Origin of the sequence: Seonamhaeicola aphaedonensis (assembly GCF_003386195.1) — a bacterium.
GTDB lineage: Bacteria > Bacteroidota > Bacteroidia > Flavobacteriales > Flavobacteriaceae > Seonamhaeicola > Seonamhaeicola aphaedonensis.
The window spans coordinates 21,179-40,645 of the sequence record NZ_QRDX01000003.1; the positions used below are offsets into that span (position 1 = coordinate 21,179).

At 35.3% G+C, this 19,467-nt stretch carries 10 protein-coding genes; 1 reads left to right on the plus strand and 9 read right to left on the minus strand.

Annotation, left to right across the window (positions count from 1 at the left end; genetic code table 11):
- Positions 1–20: 20 nt before the first annotated feature.
- The 8 genes from sov to DFQ02_RS05945 all read right to left on the minus strand — a co-directional run bounded on the left by sov (position 21) and on the right by DFQ02_RS05945 (position 17,306).
- Positions 21–7,259 (minus strand): T9SS outer membrane translocon Sov/SprA, encoded by a 7,239-nt coding sequence (sov, locus tag DFQ02_RS05910; RefSeq protein ID WP_394342995.1) that lies wholly within the window; start codon positions 7,257–7,259, stop codon positions 21–23.
- 6 nt (positions 7,260–7,265) lie between these two features.
- Positions 7,266–7,847, minus strand: coding sequence for a Holliday junction branch migration protein RuvA (ruvA, locus tag DFQ02_RS05915; protein WP_116040087.1), 582 nt, complete (start codon positions 7,845–7,847; stop codon positions 7,266–7,268).
- A 47-nt stretch (positions 7,848–7,894) separates the two neighbouring features.
- The gene (locus DFQ02_RS05920; protein ID WP_116040088.1) at positions 7,895–10,192 is read right to left on the minus strand and encodes an NADP-dependent malic enzyme; all 2,298 of its coding nucleotides are present in this window, start codon (positions 10,190–10,192) and stop codon (positions 7,895–7,897) included.
- 130 nt (positions 10,193–10,322) lie between these two features.
- Positions 10,323–11,888: an alpha-amylase family protein gene (locus DFQ02_RS05925; protein ID WP_245940211.1), complete on the minus strand. Its 1,566-nt coding sequence runs from the start codon at positions 11,886–11,888 to the stop codon at positions 10,323–10,325.
- A 7-nt stretch (positions 11,889–11,895) separates the two neighbouring features.
- Positions 11,896–12,906, minus strand: a complete 1,011-nt coding sequence (locus tag DFQ02_RS05930; RefSeq protein ID WP_245940212.1) for a carbohydrate kinase family protein — start codon at positions 12,904–12,906, stop codon at positions 11,896–11,898.
- Complete coding sequence (locus tag DFQ02_RS05935) at positions 12,860–14,209, minus strand: MFS transporter (RefSeq protein ID WP_116040090.1); 1,350 nt, start codon at positions 14,207–14,209, stop codon at positions 12,860–12,862. The genes DFQ02_RS05930 and DFQ02_RS05935 overlap by 47 nt, the downstream gene beginning before the upstream one ends.
- 1 nt (position 14,210) lies before the next feature.
- Complete coding sequence (locus DFQ02_RS05940; protein ID WP_116040091.1) at positions 14,211–14,582, minus strand: glutaredoxin family protein; 372 nt, start codon at positions 14,580–14,582, stop codon at positions 14,211–14,213.
- Between the two features lie 96 nt (positions 14,583–14,678).
- Positions 14,679–17,306, minus strand: a complete 2,628-nt coding sequence (locus DFQ02_RS05945; protein WP_116040092.1) for a TonB-dependent receptor — start codon at positions 17,304–17,306, stop codon at positions 14,679–14,681.
- 170 nt (positions 17,307–17,476) lie between these two features.
- On the opposite strand from DFQ02_RS05945, the gene DFQ02_RS05950 reads away from it, so the two are divergent.
- Complete coding sequence (locus DFQ02_RS05950) at positions 17,477–18,514, plus strand: LacI family DNA-binding transcriptional regulator (RefSeq protein ID WP_116523808.1); 1,038 nt, start codon at positions 17,477–17,479, stop codon at positions 18,512–18,514.
- On the opposite strand, the gene queG is transcribed toward DFQ02_RS05950, so the two are convergent.
- Positions 18,511–19,434, minus strand: coding sequence for a tRNA epoxyqueuosine(34) reductase QueG (gene queG, locus DFQ02_RS05955; RefSeq protein WP_116040093.1), 924 nt, complete (start codon positions 19,432–19,434; stop codon positions 18,511–18,513). The two genes, DFQ02_RS05950 and queG, sit on opposite strands and share 4 nt — an antisense overlap.
- Positions 19,435–19,467: the final 33 nt, after the last annotated feature.

Here is a 19,467-nt window from a genome sequence, read left to right on the forward strand (position 1 = left end):
GAATTTCAAACTTATAATAGTTAATTACCAAAATTATATCTGAGTGTTAAACCAGACCTAATTGTAGTTTGCGGAAATGCTGTTGATATTGCATACTCTGAAAATGCATAATCAAAATAAAAGATACCGGTTAAATTCCTACTAAACGCATAATCTGCAGTATATTTCAAGCCCCAAATGGTTTGGCCAGAGGTTACTTGATTGTTTTCTAAATCTAGATATCTAATTATGGTTTTGTTATCTCTAACAGAAATATCCATTTTCATATCTAAATCACTTACAATTCGCTTTTGTGGACCTGCTAGTTTTGAGCGGATACTTAAATCTTTGATTCTGTACCCTAACCCAAGCGTATATTCATTACCCAAAACTTCAGTAAGTAAATTATTATCAAAACTCAATGATAACATTCTATCTCTTCTTATTTCAGTAAGGATTTTTATTGAGTTTTTCATCTCGAAATCTAATCTTACCAGCGGACTAAATGATTCTACTAAATTAACACTACTAAATATACGTTCACTTTTAAAATTTCCAGATTGGTCTAATGCTTCTTGTGGCTGACTAGCATAATCAACTTCTGGTATTGGGGCCTCATTGTCGTCAGGGTTTGTATTTAAATTTAAATTAGTTCTAAATTGGCCAATAGTATAACCAGAGCGGTATCCATGGGTTAATGAAAAACGCTTAAATCGTTTTTTGAACCAGTTGAATTTCATAAAACCGGTATATTTTAAATCCCAGTTAGGAATTGGCACATCTCTAAAGGCCGTTAACTTAGCATTGCTAGCATCTTGACCTTGATAGGCCGCCAAAAATGCTGGCAACAATACCTTTTGACTGTTTTTACCAAAACCTAGCGGAAAACCATCATCTGGATTTCTGGCATAGGTAGTGGTACCATAAAACTTTTCGGCCAAACGTTCGGCTATTTTAAGTCTGTTAGCTCTAAAATCATTAAAGACATCAGAGCTTGTTTCATCACTTTTGCTAAATGCCGTTTTTATTAGCATTGTAGAAATATTAAAATTACCAAAAGTATTTGGTGTTAATGACTGGTACTGAAAAGCACCTCCAATATCATCAATTCTATAATTTTCTGTATAGTTTTCATAATAAGCTCTACTACCTACCACATCAATTTTTAAATCCCTAATGGGTTCTAAAGTAGCAGCGTAATCAAAATTCTTGGTATGAGTTGTTGAAAATTGCTGATTAAACTCTGGGAATAGCGTTAACCAACCTCTTTTAGCCGCTTCAAACCTCACGTCGCTTTGACTCCCGAAAGTAAATCCTGCCGAAGGTTTTAAAGTTCCAATAAATCCAGGCGTTTGAGTGTAACCTGGTAAAAAGGTTCCGTTGTTCTCAGAATAATTAAATTGAATACGCTTGATACTGGTTAAAATATCAACCCCAGCGTTTAAAATTTTAGTAGCTTGTTTGTTTTTAGGCCTTTTTTGGTTGGCATTGTTAGTATTTGCTCCAGGCGGTCCGGTATTAGCTCGCCTAACATTTCTAACGGGTCTTTTTACCAAACCAATGAATTTATACAAACTATTCATATCTAATGACGAATTGATTGTATGCATATTAGAATTTTGAATGGTATTTCCTAAATCATAAGTTTGCCCATTCAACTCTATATTACCATAAAGATCTGATCCTTTTTGCCATTGGAACGTACCGTTATACTGATAAGTTGCATCTATAAAACTAAAGGCAGGAATCTTTTTAATAGGTAATTGATATGTTAATCCTAAGTTTTGTACTTGCCTATTAGGATCACCTACATCAAAGAAACCATCCCAAACATCTAAATCTTTATCTTGCTCTCCAGCAATTAAATCATCATTAAGAAAGTAATTTCTAACAATGTTATTATTGGCGGCCGTGAAGTTAAATTGTAATGCCTCTGTTACATTATAATTTATGGTGTATTGAAAATCAAAACTATAATTCCTTCTAAACAATTCTTCAATGCCAATATTAGAACCTCCCAAATCTATCTCTCTGTACTTTTGTCTATTGAACTGTCTATTAATATCTGTATTAACTGTAAAACTTGTAGGTAATAAATTAAAGTTAAAATCTTTTAATAGTTTCCAATACTTTCCAGTAAACAAAGAATCATTCTTTTTAAATGGCTCTACTTTTATTGGGTTGAAATTGAACGCATAATTGGCACCTACTCTAACCGTTTTATTAACCGAGTTTTCTATCTCAAAATCTCTATGTTCTACTTTATTATAAGAATAGTTGAGTGTTAAATTCTCCACATCATAAAAACGCGGTATTTTTTCTTCTGAAGTCCTTACTTTTCTAACACCTATAAAATTGATACTTTGACGCTTTGTATAATCCTCAGATTGTTGCTTAATAGTCTCACGCTCCTCGTTACTGTTAGCCGCATTTAATCTGGATTCTAAAGTTAAATCTTCATAAAACTGATCGTACTTTGGCGTTATTAACTCTTCGCTTTGAGCATAATTAAATGGCACTTGAATACCCCATCTTTTTGGCAATAGTTGCCCTACTTGTACATTAGTGACAACATCGTATTGTTTAACATCTTCTAAACTACGTTGACTAGGCCCTTGCTCTAAAGAGCCAAACCCGGAAGTACTTTGTCTTCCCGTCGCACTAATGGTGGCGAAATCTGCCACATTGGCATCCATACTTACAACAGCAGCCCAACCACCTTCGTTGTCCATATCAGATAAACGCAGTTCATTAAACCAAACCTGAGCACAAACATCATTTCTATTCGTAGCATTTTTTACACCAACCATTAAGGCTCTTACATCTCCAAAGTTTGGATTTCCTTTAACTCCTATTCTATGCTGGCCTGCCACATAACCAGAAAAAGGATCTGTCACTAAAACTAAATCGTTACCTACAACATCGTAAAATGTAGGATCTTCATCAGAAAGCGTACCATCTGAAATACCATTAGACTTAATCTGTCCCAATAACTCAATTGGTAAATTAATTTCATTTTCTTCTGGCCAAAGCCCTTCCCTAGTTGTTGAAGTAGATACTTGTAATGGCAATTCTATTTGATAAAAGTTATCGTTTAAATCGTTACCAATTCTAATAAATCCAACTACTTCATTACTTGCTAGACTTGTACTTTCATCACCTTCGGCATGCATAAACATTCTTAAACGTTTAAACTGACGCATATCGATGTTAATGTTTTTGAAAACAGCTCTGGAGTCTTCAGTTTCTAAATTACAAACATCAACAACTAACGATTGTTCGTTTTGTTCTATAACGGTATTGTTATTAAACAATTCCTCAGGTTCAATCCCTGGCGGACGTTTATAAATACCTTCGTTTTCAATAGTTCCAATAACGCCAACAGAAAAATCTGTTTGAGGATCTTCAGGTGTTGCATCATTTTTATCTAATGCTTGATTAAAACGTCTCCAGTCACTTCTAACTAAATCAAGTGTACCAAACCTGAAAACGGTTTTTTCTGAAAACTCTTTAAGATACATACGCACAAACCTAACCGATCTTAAATCACTAATACCTCCAACCGACTTAACGTGACTACCTTGAACTGGAATTCGTAATTGATACCATCTTATATTTTTAGTTTCACCATTTGGCAATGTTCTTGGTCTGTTTTTAAAATCTCTAATAAAATCTCTTAAAGGATTAGTCGCAGGTAGGTTTTCAAATTCTCCTTGATCTAATGGTAAATTTTGTCTGGTAATATCAAGTTCATACTCATAATAACTATCAATCGTATTCATAGTATTATCACGATTGATATCCTCTACATCAGGCTGCGTATTAGCGCCTCTATCGGTATTGGTAAAGGTATCAGGCGTATTACCTTGAACGCCATTGTATTGCTTATATCGCTCAAAAATATTCCCTGAAGCATTTAAGAAATAGGTGTAGTTATCATTTGCTGGATCCGCTCCAAAATTTGATCCAAAAACAGCAGCTTCCTCGGCGTCATCATAGCCATCATACCCTACATCTTGATTATCCCTTTTATCTCCTGTAGTATCAAAAGCATAAATTAAGGATTGGTTTTGGGGCACAACGGTTCCCCAAGTTGTTGTGGGCAATAAACTCACATCTCCGTCATCTGGTAACCCATTTTCATAAAGCTTCCGACCATCTTTAATAATATCTTCAGAAACATTACCAAGATTGAACACCAACTTACCCCCTGGATTTGAGGGATTTTCCTGAAACGGATCCTGTAACCAAAACTCAATATATTCTACGTTGGCCTGCTCTAAATCTGTTGAAGTTAACTGCCTTGTAATTCCAGCCCAACTTTCACTAGGATTATTTATGATTCCACTGGATGCTGTAGGATCAAAGTTATAAGGCCCTCTTTCATTAGGATAAAAGGCTAAATCTAATGTAAAAATAGTAGCGTTTTGTCCTTGAACTAAATCTCTTTGAGGAAAAAGTTCATCAATGAATACTCTACTTGTAAATATATCTGACACATCATTATCTGACACATCTCCCGGACGTTGACTACTGTAAAAGATAGGATCTACGGTGTACCAGTTTAACATGGCTCTACCATACCCGTTTTGAATACCATTGTTATCATCACCTGGTGAATTTATTAAATCTAATGGTCTACTAGACAAAAACCAGGATTGTTGCGCTCTTAAATCTATGGCGTTTTGGGTTCCTTCAAAATCATCAATATACGAGGTAGCTTCTCCATTAAGATTGGTCCTTTTTGGTGCCCCAGGGGCTAAATAAGCAAATTCACCTCTTAGAGAAAGATTAGATTCGGCATCGGTATCAATATTAGGTAATTTATTAACCAACCTGGTTAAAAAAGGTACTTTGGAAGCATAGTTCCCATTCATACCAAAAATAGTATTATTAATGGGTTCTGTACCGTAATTAGCCTTTTGGGTTATAGGACGCTCGTTAAGGTTTAAGAGTGTGGCACCCAACACAAAATCATCATTAAACTTATGCTCTACATTTAGCCCCGTAAAGCGCCTGGTTTGTTGCCCGAAGACAGCATTGTTCTCTGTTGATACTTCAATAGGCGTATTTGATGCTTTGAGGGCTTCATCCAAAATCTGAACACGTCCTAACTGATAATTAACCGTATAATCAATACCTTCTACAAGCACTCTACCTCCAGCAGTGACTCTTACCGAACCTCTAGGTACATTAAAAGCACCCAATGGTATTCCATCGCCTCCAGAGGACTTGTAGCGCCCTCTTAGTTTAAACTTATTTTTTTCAACCTCTTCCAGAGCGGCTGTTTTAGTACTTTTATATAGTATGTCATATACATACTTTTTCTGATTGTCATTATAGCTTAAATCGTCTTTATAGTCTCCACCACCTAATACATTAAAAAGGTACTCACCAAAAGGTTCTGCACTAGTAAACACAATTTTTCCATTTTGGGGGATTACGGTTATTCCTGGATAAAAATCAAAAAAGCCATCTCCTTTGGCTTGTGGGTCATTATTGAAATTAAGTTTATCCAAATTAAAAACCCTTAATAATGGTACATTTTCCAGTAAATTCTCTTCAGGTGTACTTGCACTAACCGGATTTCCATTAATATCTAAGTCAAAACTGGCTCCTACTGGTGTTATGAAATTTAAAGGAGACGCTTCGTTATAGAAAATATTTAATTTGAAATCGTCAGGACTTAAATTATAAGCACCCGTGTCATAGATATTCTTCATCATCAAGTTCCATACCGGTTGGTCTACATTAGTTACGGCACTCTTTAACATTTTCAACACCAAATTGGTATTTACTACAGCTGTTACTTGTCCTGTGTTATTCGTTGTAACATTGGTTGCATCTACACCATCATTGGCAAACTCACCAACTTGATATACCGCCCCTCCAAGTGTATATTGGAATGCCACAGCCAAAACTTCATCATTATTCAAACGTTGATTTAAAGAAATATAACCTAGCTCCCTATTTAAAGTATATTCTTGACCATCAATTAGTTTTCTAGCATTTTCCAACTTACCATAATCAAACCCTTCTCTCATATTAGGAACTAAAAATCCAGATTGTACAGTAGCCACATCTCTGATGGCATCCGTCAATTGAGAGTTTGCCCCCCCAATATCTGTAGGATCAAAAGCATTGTTTTTGTTATCTGGTAAGGCATCCGGCAAAAATATGTTAACTCCAGATCCTATTTTGTCTGGATCACTACTAGACTCTCCTATATCTTGAAGCGCTACAATATTTCTAACGTTGTCTGTTCTATTACTTCTGTTGGTTACCCAAACTTCAATTCTTGTAATTTGAAGCCCTTTATTGTTTATAAATGGGTAGTTTGCTAAAGAAGCATCGTAAGTATCTTTAAAGTACTGTGCTAAAAAGAAATGACGATTCTCATCATAATCACGAATAAATAATTCAAACTCTTCAACAGTACCCCCTCCTTGTGCAACTACGGTGTTGGCTTGCGATTTTTGTTCTGAAAAAACGCCTGTTACTGTAGTTCTTCCAAACTGTAGTTGGGTTTTGACCCCAAACAAACTCTGTGCCCCTGTAATTAAAGAACTGTTTAAAGGCATGTTTACATTACCAACTTCTATTTTTTGAATGATATCATCTTCTGTTGGAGTGTATTCTAGCTTGATAAGGTTTTGAAAATCAAAAGTAGATTGGGTATCATAATTGGCATTTACCTGAAGCCTGGTCCCGACTTTTCCAATCAAACTCAAATTGATTCTTTGATCAAAATCAAACGTAAAATTACTTCTATTCCTAGGTGAAAATGAAGGATTATCTTGTTTGGAAAACAATATTCCTAAATCCATTTCAACAGATCCTTGAGGCGCTACTTCAATAGTGTTACCACCAAAAATAGTTTCAAAAAGATCCGACTTAACATAAAATTCAGGCAATAGGTTTTTTTGTCCTTCCTCACCTACTTTCCCACTTAAGGCATCAATCTTTTCTTTGTAGTAAGACTTAATATTTTCTTTAGCAACGAGCCGATAATATTCTTTTGGAGTTAAAATAACAGGATATTTTATATTAAAGTCCCCTATCTTTTCTGTGTATATGTAGCGATTTGTTACAGAATCGTATGTATACTTAGATTCAATACTATTAGGGTTTGGAGCCTTGATAGTCCCCAAGCTATAACCTGTTTTAACCGAATCCTGAGGAGTTTCCTGGGACCATAAAACCATCGAACAAAGCAGTACAAAAACTGTAGATGTGAATTGTTTAAGCGATTTATAAAATTTGAGGTTGGTTTTGTTCAAAATCTATTATAAATTTTTTAAAGCCTGCTTAATTATGGTTTCAACATTTGCATCTGGTTGTGCTGCCATAATTTTATCCACAACACGTTCAGCCTGCTTCTTGGAAAAACCAAGAACTTCTAAAGCAGATAACGCTTCATCTTTACTGGTATTGCCTTGAGAAACCGAAACTTCATCAATATCGTAGATTTTTAAAATTTTATCCTTCAAATCCAAAATAACACGTTGTGCTGTTTTAGCTCCAATACCCTTAATAGATTGAATTAGACCTACATCATTATTGGCAATCCCTTCTCTAACTTGTATAGGAGTTAGAGATGATAACATGGTACGTGCCGTACTTGCACCCACGCCACTCACTGAGATTAACAACCTGAAAATCTCTCTTTCGGCAACAGATGAAAACCCGTACAGGGTATGAGAATCTTCCTTAACTTGAAGATGTGTAAACAATTTTAAGCTTTCGTTATCTGGAATTTGAGAGAAGGTGTGTAAAGAAATGTTAATCACATACCCTACGCCGTTGCAATCAATAACTACATGTGTTGGATTTTTCTCTACAAGCCTTCCTTGTATGTGTGTAATCATTTGTATTTCCTTAACCCACCAAATGTAATAAAATTATTTGCACTATATTACCTCTTTTTACCATTTTCTGATACTTGCTTTTCTTTCTGTTGGGCATCTATTACAGCAATAGCAGTCATGTTTACAATCTCATCTACACTAGCTCCTAGTTGCAAAATATGCACTGGTTTTCGCATCCCCATCATAATAGGCCCAATGGAGTCGGCTTCATGTAATTCTTTTAATAATTTATAAGTAATGTTTGCAGAATCTAAATTTGGAAATATCAACGAATTCACTTTTTTCCCTACTAATTTGGAAAACGGAAATTTTTCTCTAAGCATTTCATCATTTAAAGCAAAATCCGTTTGAAGTTCTCCATCTACATCCATTTGTGGAAAATGACGATGTAAATAAGTTACCGCTTCTCGAACTTTAGAAGCTTTCTCATTAATTGAAGACCCAAAATTAGAATAACTAACCATAGCCATTACAGGATTCATTCCAAATAATTTTATTACCGAAGAAGTCATTTGAGCTATTTTTGCTAAATCTTTGGCACTAGGATCAATATTAATAGAAGTATCACTTAAAAACAAAGGGCCGCGTTTGGTCATCATTAAGTTGGTTGTTGCAATTCTAGATACACCATGAGCCATCCCAATAAGTTCTAGCATAGGTTTTACAACCGTTGGATAACTGCGTGAATACCCTGAAATTAATGCATCGGCATCCCCTTCATTAACCATCATAGCCGCAAAATAGTTACGCTCGCGCATAAGTCTCTGTGCCGAATAATAAGTTACACCTCTTCGTTTACGATGGTCCCAATACACCTTGGCATATCTATTCTTTCTGGGGTTTTCCTCTTCTGTTTTCGGATCTATAATAGGGATATCTGCATCAAAATCAATCTCTTCCATAAGCTCTCTTATGGTCTCTGTTCTACCTAATAAAATAGGTTTAGCAATACCCTCTTCATAGGCTATTTGAGCAGCTTTTAATACATCTAATTGGTCTGCCTCAGCAAAAACAACCCGCTTTGGGTTTAACCTTGCTCGGTTAAGTAATAATCTTACTAGCTTATTATCAGACCCTAAACGCTGTAATAAATCGTCTTGGTACTTTTCCCAATCCTTTATAGTTTTTTTAGCAACTCCAGTTTCTATAGCAGCCTTAGCTACTGCAGGCGGCACTTCTGCAATTAAGCGCGGATCGAAAGGCTTAGGAATGATATAATCTTTACCAAATGTTAATCTTGTTTCCCCATAAGCTACATTAACCTGTTCTGGAACTGGTTCTTTGGCTAGTTTAGCTAATGCTTTAACTGCTGCCATTTTCATTTCTTCATTAATAACAGTAGCTCGCACATCTAAAGCACCTCTGAAGATAAATGGAAACCCTAAAACGTTATTTACTTGATTAGGATGATCGCTACGTCCTGTAGCCATAATTATATCCTTTCTGGTGGCCACAGCCAAATCGTACTTTATTTCTGGATCTGGATTTGCCATAGCAAATACTATGGGATTTTTAGCCATAGAAAGTAACATATCTGGACTTACAATGTTTGCCATAGAAAGCCCAATAAAAACATCAGTATCTTTCATGGCTTCTTCCAGTGTATCTATTTTTCTATGAGTTGCGAATTCGGCCTTTTCAGAAGTAAGGTTCTCTCTATCTTTTCTTATAACACCCTTACTATCTAACATCACCATATTCTCCTTTTTAGCACCACATGCTTGATACAAACGAGAACAGGATATAGCAGCAGCTCCAGCACCACTAATTACAATTTTGGTATCCTCTATTTTTCTATTGGTGAGCTCAATAGCATTCAATAATGCTGCTGCAGAAATGATAGCAGTACCATGTTGATCATCATGCATTACAGGAATATCCAATTCTTCTTTAAGGCGTCTTTCAATCTCAAAAGCTTCTGGGGCTTTGATATCTTCAAGATTAATTCCTCCAAAAGTTGGGGCTATTTTTTTTACAGTTTCAATGAATTCATCAACATTTTCTGTATCCACCTCAATGTCAAACACGTCAATATCTGCAAAAATCTTAAATAAAAGACCTTTCCCTTCCATAACTGGTTTTGAAGCTTCAGGACCTATATTTCCTAAGCCTAGAACTGCCGTTCCATTAGAGATTACAGCAACTAAATTCCCTTTTGAAGTATATCTGTATACTTTACTTTTGTCCTTCTCAATCTCTAGACAAGGCTCTGCAACTCCAGGAGAATAGGCCAATGACAAATCTCTTTGACTAGCATACTTTTTTGAAGGAACAACTTTAATTTTACCAGGAGTGGGTTTTGCGTGATATATAAGGGCTTCGCGTCTTTTACTTTCTTCGCTCATAATGGATTTTCTTTTAACTTATACCTTTTTGACAAAAGCAGTGTTGAAAGGTCAAAGATAATAATCCTTAAAGGGATACACCTAATCTTTTAAAAAATCAATGTTTCTTTTTTAAGCCTAAAAAAACAGCCTAGAAAGCATAAAATTTACTTTCTCCTGATTCGGTGTAATCTATTGTGAAGTTATACGTGTTAAGATTTGCCTTAAGGTGTGCAAACTCATTTTCATTAACCCATTTGATATCGATAATTTTCTGTGAAGACGAATTGATTTGCACAGACCCTGAAAAAGCATTGTGATTATTTCTCAACCTCAACAATTTAAGCTGATCTAAAACAACCTTTTTCTTTAGTCCTGCTTCAATATTTTCTACTGAAAGTGTTGTTCTATTAATTTCCTTATGTCCACCGCTACCTGCATTATCGGCAGCTTTGTAATCATTTTTACCCGCAAAAATATCCAAATACCAAACTTGTGGTATGCCCGGCATAAATAATTGAACGGCTCTTGCCAATAATAATTTTTGCTCGCTTTCTCCTAGAGCACTAAAAAAAGTAGCATTTACTTGATAATAAGATATCTTTTTTCCTGAAGCATCGTAAAGGTTTTTCACGCGCCCTCCTCGCTCTAAAACGGTATTCATGATATCTTCTATATCTTCATCTTTAAGCAAACCTTTATTAAAGACACCATTTACTTGTTTCCCTTTTAAATCTAGAACAGGAATTCCATCATGGCATCCTAACATGTTAACGGTTTTGTATCCTTTTTGAATAATTTCCTTAGCCCAAGTCATTAATGCTTTACTATCCTTTTTTTCAATGGTATGAATCATCAAACCTGGTAGAAAAAAATCATAGATTTGATATCCTTCGTTAGCCACTTCATCATGCAAATACGAACCATATTCTGCATGGATTTCAGGTAACAGTTTTAAATTGTATCTATCGGCAATGTGTTTAATACGCTCTAAATATTCCCAAGTTCCTGGTTTATTAAAAAAGTTTGACTGACCAATCTCTTTATGCAAATAAGCAAAGGCGTCTAACCTCAATATTTTGCAGCCAAAGCCACTAATCTTTTTTAACGTTTCTTCATAAAACTCCCAAACTAGTTCGGATTTTGCATTCACATCCATTTGACCCAAGAGGCTTTTATCTGCATTTATTTTTTGATAAAAGGTATTCCAATAAGGTTGTTCCGTACCATCAGGGAAAGGTACTTTTAATATAGGTAAACCCGATTTCCGCATGAATAACTTCTCAAGATATTCTTTTTCAGGAATAATAACCCCATCATCCTTTAAATCGCCATGACCTTCCCAAAAGGTGTTCCAATTGATAAAAAAATCTTTGTATTTTGAGTGCTCCCCTTTTTCTAATAAATCTTTAAATTGAGGGGATGCTACCGATAAATGATTCAATACAATATCAAACTTTAATTGGATATTTAGTCGCTCTAAATCCTCTAAATCAGACTTAGACACTAAATCTTTGTTAAGGTTATAATCAATTATTGAAAACCCTCTATCCAAATCACTATTAAAAAATGTTGGCAAAATATAGAACAGTGAAAAAACTTCTTTAAACTCAGGCCTTTTAAGCATACTAATGGTATCGCTTAATGTATTGCCGATACTGTCTGGATATGCATTAAGCATAACCCCATTTGTAATATTAGAATCTTTTGACATCATTTTGATTTTATAAAAGTTCTGATAATATATTGATGTTATCTGGCAATCTACCAACGTTTTGAAGCTTTAACGCGGCAAGTTGTAATGCTACCTCTAGGCATTTTTCAATGGGTCTTTCTTTTATATAAGCAAATAAAAAACCTGACCAAAATGCGTCGCCAGCTCCTGTGGCGTCTTGCACAACCTCTATCTGTATTGCTGGTAGTTGGATAACATCTCTCCCCTTTTGAGATAATTTTACGCCCTTGCTCCCCAAGGTTAAGCATACAGTATCAACACCTTCGGAATGAAAGAAGTTAAAAATATCCTCATGTGGCAGTTTTTGTTCAAAAAGCCTAAGCATATCATCTTCACTAATCTTAACCAGTGGATTAAATTTACAATAGGCTTTAATAACCTTTAGCGCTTCTTCTTGACTATGCCATAATTTTTCAGCATAATTTACATCGATACTTAATTTACAACCCTGGTTAAAGGCTTCTTCTGCCTTATTTAAAATAGTTGTTTGTGCAGGGTTTTTACTTAACGCAAAACATGTAGTGTGATATATGTTTGTTTTTGACAGTAAGTCTGCTGAAATCTGATCTTCCAATATGTGTGAATCTGCCTTTCTAAAAGGTATAAAATCCGGTGTACTATCAGTTTTTGAGACAAAAACCACGCTTGTTGGTTTGGTGCTAATTGTTTTAATGTAATTTGTATTTACACCAACACCTGCGAGCCTCTCGAAAATATACTCTCCAAAACTATCGTTGCCTACGGTTGCCACCATTACGGATTTTAAGCCCAATCTGGCAGAGTTCATTGCCACATTTGCTGGCGACCCTCCTAAGTATCTATGATAATCTCTAGTATCACTGATAAGCACTCCTGTTTGGTGCCCTATGAAATCTACGAGCACTTCGCCAACACAAAGTATATCTATATCTTTATTATTATTTTTCAAAACTGTTTTATTTTCATGATTAAAACTAATGTGCGCCTCCTGCCGGAATGGAGACATCCTTAACTTCATCATTAGAATTTGGCTGTTTGAGCCTCAACGCCAAAACACCTGCTATGATAAAAAATACACCACCGAATAGTATGGCGTTTACCGCACTATTAGCTAATAGATGTTTTACTATTGGACCAAATGTTATGGTTTGGATTCCCATAGGGATAACAATCATCATATTTAGAATCCCCATATACACGCCGCGTCGCTCTTGAGGTACAATTTTAGACACCATAGAATATGGAATACCCATCATTGCAGCCCAACCTATACCAAATAGTATCATTGGTAGCACCACTAAAAGTGGATCTTGGATATAAGGAATGCTAAGCATTGCTATTCCCGTTAAAAACAGACTAAATACATATACTTTTTTACCTCCAAATTTTAAAGCTAACGGCACAAGTGCTAACGCGAACACTATGGTTGAAACATTATATGTCGTATTCATTTTGGCGGCTTGACTTAAGGCTTGGGACGCATCAAAATTCATACTCTCTCTAAACATAGGCGCTATAAACTGCCAGTACACGAATAAGGCATACCACTGAAACAAGTATACCCCAGATAATTTCCACATAAACTTAGGCATATCTTTTATAGCACCTACTATTTCTAAAAATGGTGTTTTCACCCTATCGGAAAGGGGCAAAGCATTATGTCTTTTTATTTCAGCAAACTCTTCATCAGATGGTGGTATTTCTGGCGTTTTTAAAACGGACCACAAAATGGTAGAAACCGATAATATAGCGCCAATAAAAAACGAATAATACAACCACTTAGGGATACCACTGGATACCTCAACTACTTCAGCAGCACCAAACCAATCCTGAAAAATAAATATGGAAGCATTTGCCAAAACAATACCTGCGCCAACAAATAAACTTTGCATTTGATAGCCAAAACTTAATTGGCTATTTGGTAACTTATCGCCTACAAAAGCCCGGTAAGGCTCCATTGCCATGTTATTACCAACATCAAGAATCCATAACAACCCAACTGCAAACCAAAGTGCCGGACTAAACGGAAACGCAAACAAACATAAACTACCTATGATAGCACCTATTAAAAAAAATGGTTTTCTTCTTCCCCAACGTGGTGACCATGTTTTATCTGAAATTGCCCCAATAATGGGTTGTATTATTAATCCCGTTACAGGGCCCGCTAAATTTAACAATGGTAATTGATCATGCTCTGCACCTAAGAATGAAAAAATAGGATTAACCGCCGTTTGCTGTAAACCAAAACTATATTGAATGCCTAGGAAACCCACATTCATATTAAAAATTTGCCAGAAAGATAATTTTGGTTTTACTATTTTCATTTTATTTAGTTTTTTGGATTAAACTTTTTAAAAAGCCTTCAAAATTCGCAACATTATTCATTTTTAACTTTCCGATTAAATCTACTACGGGAAGGGATATGGCATCAAGGGGTATTCCTGCTTTTTGCAATTTTTCTAACATCTCTTTTTGCTTTTCAAGATTTACATCAACATCATAATAAATGAATTTTATATGCTTTTCTTCTAAAAACATCTTGGTATCAGTACAATAGTGGCAGGTATCACTACCATAGATTATCATATCATTTGATGCCACGCCTTTAACTACTTTCCCGTCAGAGTGTTCAGCTTGACTGAAAACTATATGGCCAAAAGCTGAAGTAAATACCAATGATAAAATAATATTTCTCATACCCTTAAAATCTTAATTCGAAGTTAAAAAGAGTTGGACTTCACTACAAACCCCAACTCTTTTATTAACTATCTCAAATCAAACTAAACTTATATTTTAAAACTTATATTGTAGAGATAATGTTGTAGAACGACCACTGATCGATCTTGCTCTTACCAATCTGTTTGAACCAAAAGCACCATCGCCATTTCCTTCAACCTCAGTTATACCAACAGTATCAAAAAGGTTGTTTACACTAAGTACTAAAGAAAGTCCTTCAGTTAAGCCTGCTCTACCAATTAAGTTAAAGTACGCATACCCAGGCATTACCAAATCGTTATCATCTTGTGCATAAGATTTTGTTGTTCCTAATATGCTTAATGCCAAACCATGCTGACTGTTTTCTCCAAAATTATATGAAGGCGACAGGTTGTACACTAAATCTGCTTGTCTTCTAGGTGTGTTACCCTTGTTAGCACCCCCGTCAATTTCTGCTTTCGTCCATGTAAACGAACCATTAAAGTTAAAGTTATCTCCAAAAGCAAGTGCTGTTTCAGCCTCCAAACCTAAAGCCTTGAACGGGTTTCCAACAGATCTGTTTAACTCGTTACTTAATCCTTCGTCGGTATTACTCATAAATCCAGTTAGGTTAAGTACACCATTATTTAATCTTTTCTTGAAACCTACTTCCAATTGAGATACCTCATCATACTGTACATCTGCCTTACCATCTGTACCGTAGTTATTTCTATCTGCTGCTCTCCCAGAAGCACCAGAACTATACCTTGCAAAAACTGCAGAGCCTTCGTTTAATTTATAATTTAAACCAGCAGAGTAAGACACGAAGTTATAATCGTCATTTACTATTTGTCCTGCATTACCGGCAATAACTGGCACTACTTGCTCTATACCTTCGATAGTTCCGTTACCATCATAATCGTAATTACCTTGACTTGAAGGGCCATTAGCAATTGTACCATTTACGTTAACATTTTCAAAACGAATACTTCCATCAAAATTTAATTTTTCACTTATAGCTGCATCTACGCCTACATAAGGCGAGTTTACATTGTGCACCGTGTTATAGCGACGCTGGCAGCAATTACCCCAAACTGGTGTACCGTAGGAATATTGACCATTTCTAGAAAAACCATCAAAATCTGCTAATCTTGCTTCTCCACCACCTTTAACTTCAGAAAGAAAAGAACTCCACTGCCATCCAATTTTTGTGTTTTGTGTTGCTGTAAATAAACCAGCAGTTACACCAACGTTATCACTTAACTTTTTAGAAATTTTTACATCACTAAAAAAGTTGCTTAAATCATCTACAGTAACATCAAACATGTGGATAATTTGTGCTAATCCGTTAGAAGGGTTGAAAGCTTCTCTATCTCCATCAGCATATACCAATGCCCCTGTAGCGTTTGAAGCATCTCTTGCTATTGTTTCGATTTCAGCAACGGTACCTACAGCCGCTGTAAATGGTGACACCCATTCTCCACTATTATTAGAATAACGTGCCTTTCCAGCTATTTTCCAATTATCACCCAAGTCAAAAGAAAACTCAGCTCCTAAAGACTTAGATACAGGATTGTTCCCATTTCTCACATCGTTTACATGTCTTCCACCACCATCAAATGGATTTGTTCCTGCACTCTGTTGTAAATAAGCAGAATGTTGAGAATCGCTTGTAATATCAAAACCTGGTAAGTTAGAGTATGTTGGATTATCGTTACTTCCTTCCAATAACATTGGCATTGGTAAATACATTACAGATCTGTCGTTTAATAGTTTTGCGTAAGCGCGGATATAACCCTTGTCGAACCTTTTGGTTATATTGGCTTTAAATTGACCACCTTTATTACCTTGATACCCTATATCTCGCGGGCCTTCACCTGTTCTAATAAAACCTCCAAAATGATAGGACATGCCATTTTCTAAAGGTGCTCCATATTCAAAATCTAACCTGCTAGTTTGATAATCCAAACCAAAAGTTGTTCCTAAAGAGCCTCCCTCAGTAGCTCCAGTTTTACTAATCATGTTTATGATACCTGCTGGACCGTTGGAAGTTTGTGTAGATGCTGAACCACCTCTAATGGCCTCAACTCGTCCTATATTAGAATCTATCCTTAAAAAGTTATCAGCATTACCGAAAGATGTATCTCCAAATAAGTTTAGTGGTAATCCATCTTCTTGAATTTGAAAATATCTTGAACCCCCAGAAGAAATTGGTACACCACGAACATTGAAGTTAGCATTACCTTCACCACCTGATGATTCTGCACGTATACCTGGTATGTTTCTAAACAGTTCTCCCGCACTTCTTGGTGCAGCTTGCTCGATAAGTTCTACATCCATAGTAGAAACGGACACACTGGACTCTATTTTAGATTTTGGGTTAACAACACCCGTTACAACTATCTGATCTAAAGATTGTGCATCTTCTTTCATTATGATGTCCACTGTTATATCATTACCCTGAAACGTAATGCTTTGCGAAAACTTTGCATAGCCTAAAAACGTGGCAGATAAAGTATAATCTCCATTTTCTACATTACTAATGCTATAATTTCCATCAAAATCTGTGACAGCACCCTTAGTGGTGCTCTCTAAAATAACATTTACGCCTGTTAAGGGCATACCTGTTTCGTCCTTAACGTTTCCTGAAATTGACTGTGCAATTAATACACTTGTTGAAAACAACATCAACACTAATAAAAACGTACTTTTTTTAATTACATTCATTTTTGTCTTTTTTAGTTATTCAATAAATTATAGAGTTAATTTTTGTCAAATCTATATTTATAAGTCATTCATTTTTCAAATTTATTAACCGAAAACGTTTTCGAAAATAACGAAAACGTTTTCGGTTTGATTTTTTTTATATATCTTGGCTTAATAAGATGGCTATCTACATGAAAATTGTTACTCTAAAAGATATCGCAGAACAATTAAATATTTCTGTAACAACGGTTTCAAAAGCACTAAAGGATTACCCTGATGTTAGCAAAAAAACTAAATTACAAGTACGTGAACTTGCTAAAACCCTAAATTATAAGCCCAACGCTTTTGCTGTTAACCTAAGAACTAGAGAATCTAAAACCATTGGTCTAATTATCCCTGTAATTGTACATCATTTTTTTTCGAATGTTATTAAAGGTATTATTTCCCAAGCTGAAAAAAAAGGATATCTGGTTATTATTCTTCAATCTGATGAGTCTTATGAATTAGAAAAAAAGCAAGTTGAACTTCTATTAAGTCAACGTGTAGACGGCGTTATCATCTCTTTGGCAAATGGAACCGCTAAGTATGACCATTTAAATGAAATTATTGCTCAAGACAAACCTTTAGTAATGTTTGATAAAATTGCCAAAATAGTTAAATGTTCAAAAATTATAATTGATGATAGAAAAGCGGCTTATACAGCAACAAAACATTTAATAGATATTGGTTGTAAGCGTATCGCCCATTTTAGAGGTGCATTATTACCTCAAAATTCCATTGATAGATTTTTAGGTTACAAGAAAGCTTTGTTGGACAACAACTTACCCTATGATCCGTCTTTAGTATATATCTGCGAATGCGGTGATATGAGTTTTGAAGAAGGCAAAAAAAATGCAAAGCAATTATTAAAGGATCATGATGACGTAGATGGCATTTTTATAAATACAGATTTGGTTGCCATAGGTGCCATGACAGAATTCCAACAAATGGGTGTAAAAATACCAGAAGACATCAGTATTGTTGGCTTTAGCAACTGGTTTATGTCTTCCGTAATATCTCCAGGGCTTACCACCATTAACCAACCAGGATTCGAAATGGGAAAAGCCGCATTTAAACAACTTTTCAAGGAAATCAAAGCGCGTAAAAAAGGCAAGTCGCTTGAACCTAAAACCATTGTTTTAGAAACAGATTTGATTACTAGAGCATCTACAAAAAATACTATTTCTTAATCTTTTAGGAATTTAATATTTCTTTTTAATCCCGAAAATTTGGTGCGCTTTACTGCGGATTTTTTAAAAAATTTTTGAAATGTCTCTTTAGTTATTTCTTCCCAATCTTTTTTGGACATTGACAATAATTCTGGATGTGGATTAAACAATGGTTCTGAATGTGCTTTAGAAAAACGGTTCCAAGGGCATACGTCTTGACACACATCACAACCAAACATCCAATCTTCAAACTTTCCTTTAAACTCCGAAGGGATATTTTCTTTTAGTTCTATAGTGAAGTATGAAATACATTTACTACCATCAACAACATAAGGTTCAACGATAGCCTCTGTTGGGCAAGCATCGATACATGCTGTACAAGTACCACAATGGTCGGTTACTGGCGTATCGTATTCTAATTCTAAATCAATAATTAATTCGGCAATAAAATAGAACGACCCTACTTGTTGTGTTAATAAATTACTATGCTTTCCTATCCAGCCCAAGCCTGATTTTGCTGCCCAAGCTTTATCTAAAACTGGTGCTGAATCTACAAAAGCGCGTCCATTTACCTCACCTATTTCGGCTTGAATAAAATGTAATAATGATTTTAACTTATCCTTAATAACAAAATGATAATCGGTTCCATAAGCATACTTTGATAATTTATAGCTATCAGGGTTTTGAACCTGTTTTGGATAGTAATTTAGAAGTAATGAAATTATACTTTTAGAGCCTTCCACCAATTTTGTAGGGTCTAATCGTTTATCAAAATGATTTTCCATATAATGCATGCCTCCTTGCATATTTTGCTGAAGCCATTTTTCTAATCTAGGCGCTTCTTCTTCTAAAAATCGAGCTTTACTAATACCACAAGACAAAAAACCGAGGCGTTTTGCTTCGGTTTTGATAAGATGGGTATGTTTAGTTTTTGAAGTCATAATGAGCTGCTGAAACTAGTTCAGCATGACACG

Excerpts from the sequence above, each read along its gene's own strand:
- DFQ02_RS05950 (WP_116523808.1), top strand. The coding sequence starts at position 17,477 with ATGAAAATTGTTACTCTAAAAGATATCGCAGAACAATTAAATATTTCT.
- DFQ02_RS05940 (WP_116040091.1), bottom strand. The coding sequence starts at position 14,582 with ATGAGAAATATTATTTTATCATTGGTATTTACTTCAGCTTTTGGCCAT.
- DFQ02_RS05920 (WP_116040088.1), bottom strand. The coding sequence starts at position 10,192 with ATGAGCGAAGAAAGTAAAAGACGCGAAGCCCTTATATATCACGCAAAA.
- DFQ02_RS05925 (WP_245940211.1), bottom strand. The coding sequence starts at position 11,888 with ATGATGTCAAAAGATTCTAATATTACAAATGGGGTTATGCTTAATGCA.
- DFQ02_RS05945 (WP_116040092.1), bottom strand. The coding sequence starts at position 17,306 with ATGAATGTAATTAAAAAAAGTACGTTTTTATTAGTGTTGATGTTGTTT.
- ruvA (WP_116040087.1), bottom strand. The coding sequence starts at position 7,847 with ATGATTACACACATACAAGGAAGGCTTGTAGAGAAAAATCCAACACAT.
- DFQ02_RS05935 (WP_116040090.1), bottom strand. The coding sequence starts at position 14,209 with ATGAAAATAGTAAAACCAAAATTATCTTTCTGGCAAATTTTTAATATG.
- DFQ02_RS05930 (WP_245940212.1), bottom strand. The coding sequence starts at position 12,906 with ATGATGAAGTTAAGGATGTCTCCATTCCGGCAGGAGGCGCACATTAGT.
- queG (WP_116040093.1), bottom strand. The coding sequence starts at position 19,434 with ATGACTTCAAAAACTAAACATACCCATCTTATCAAAACCGAAGCAAAA.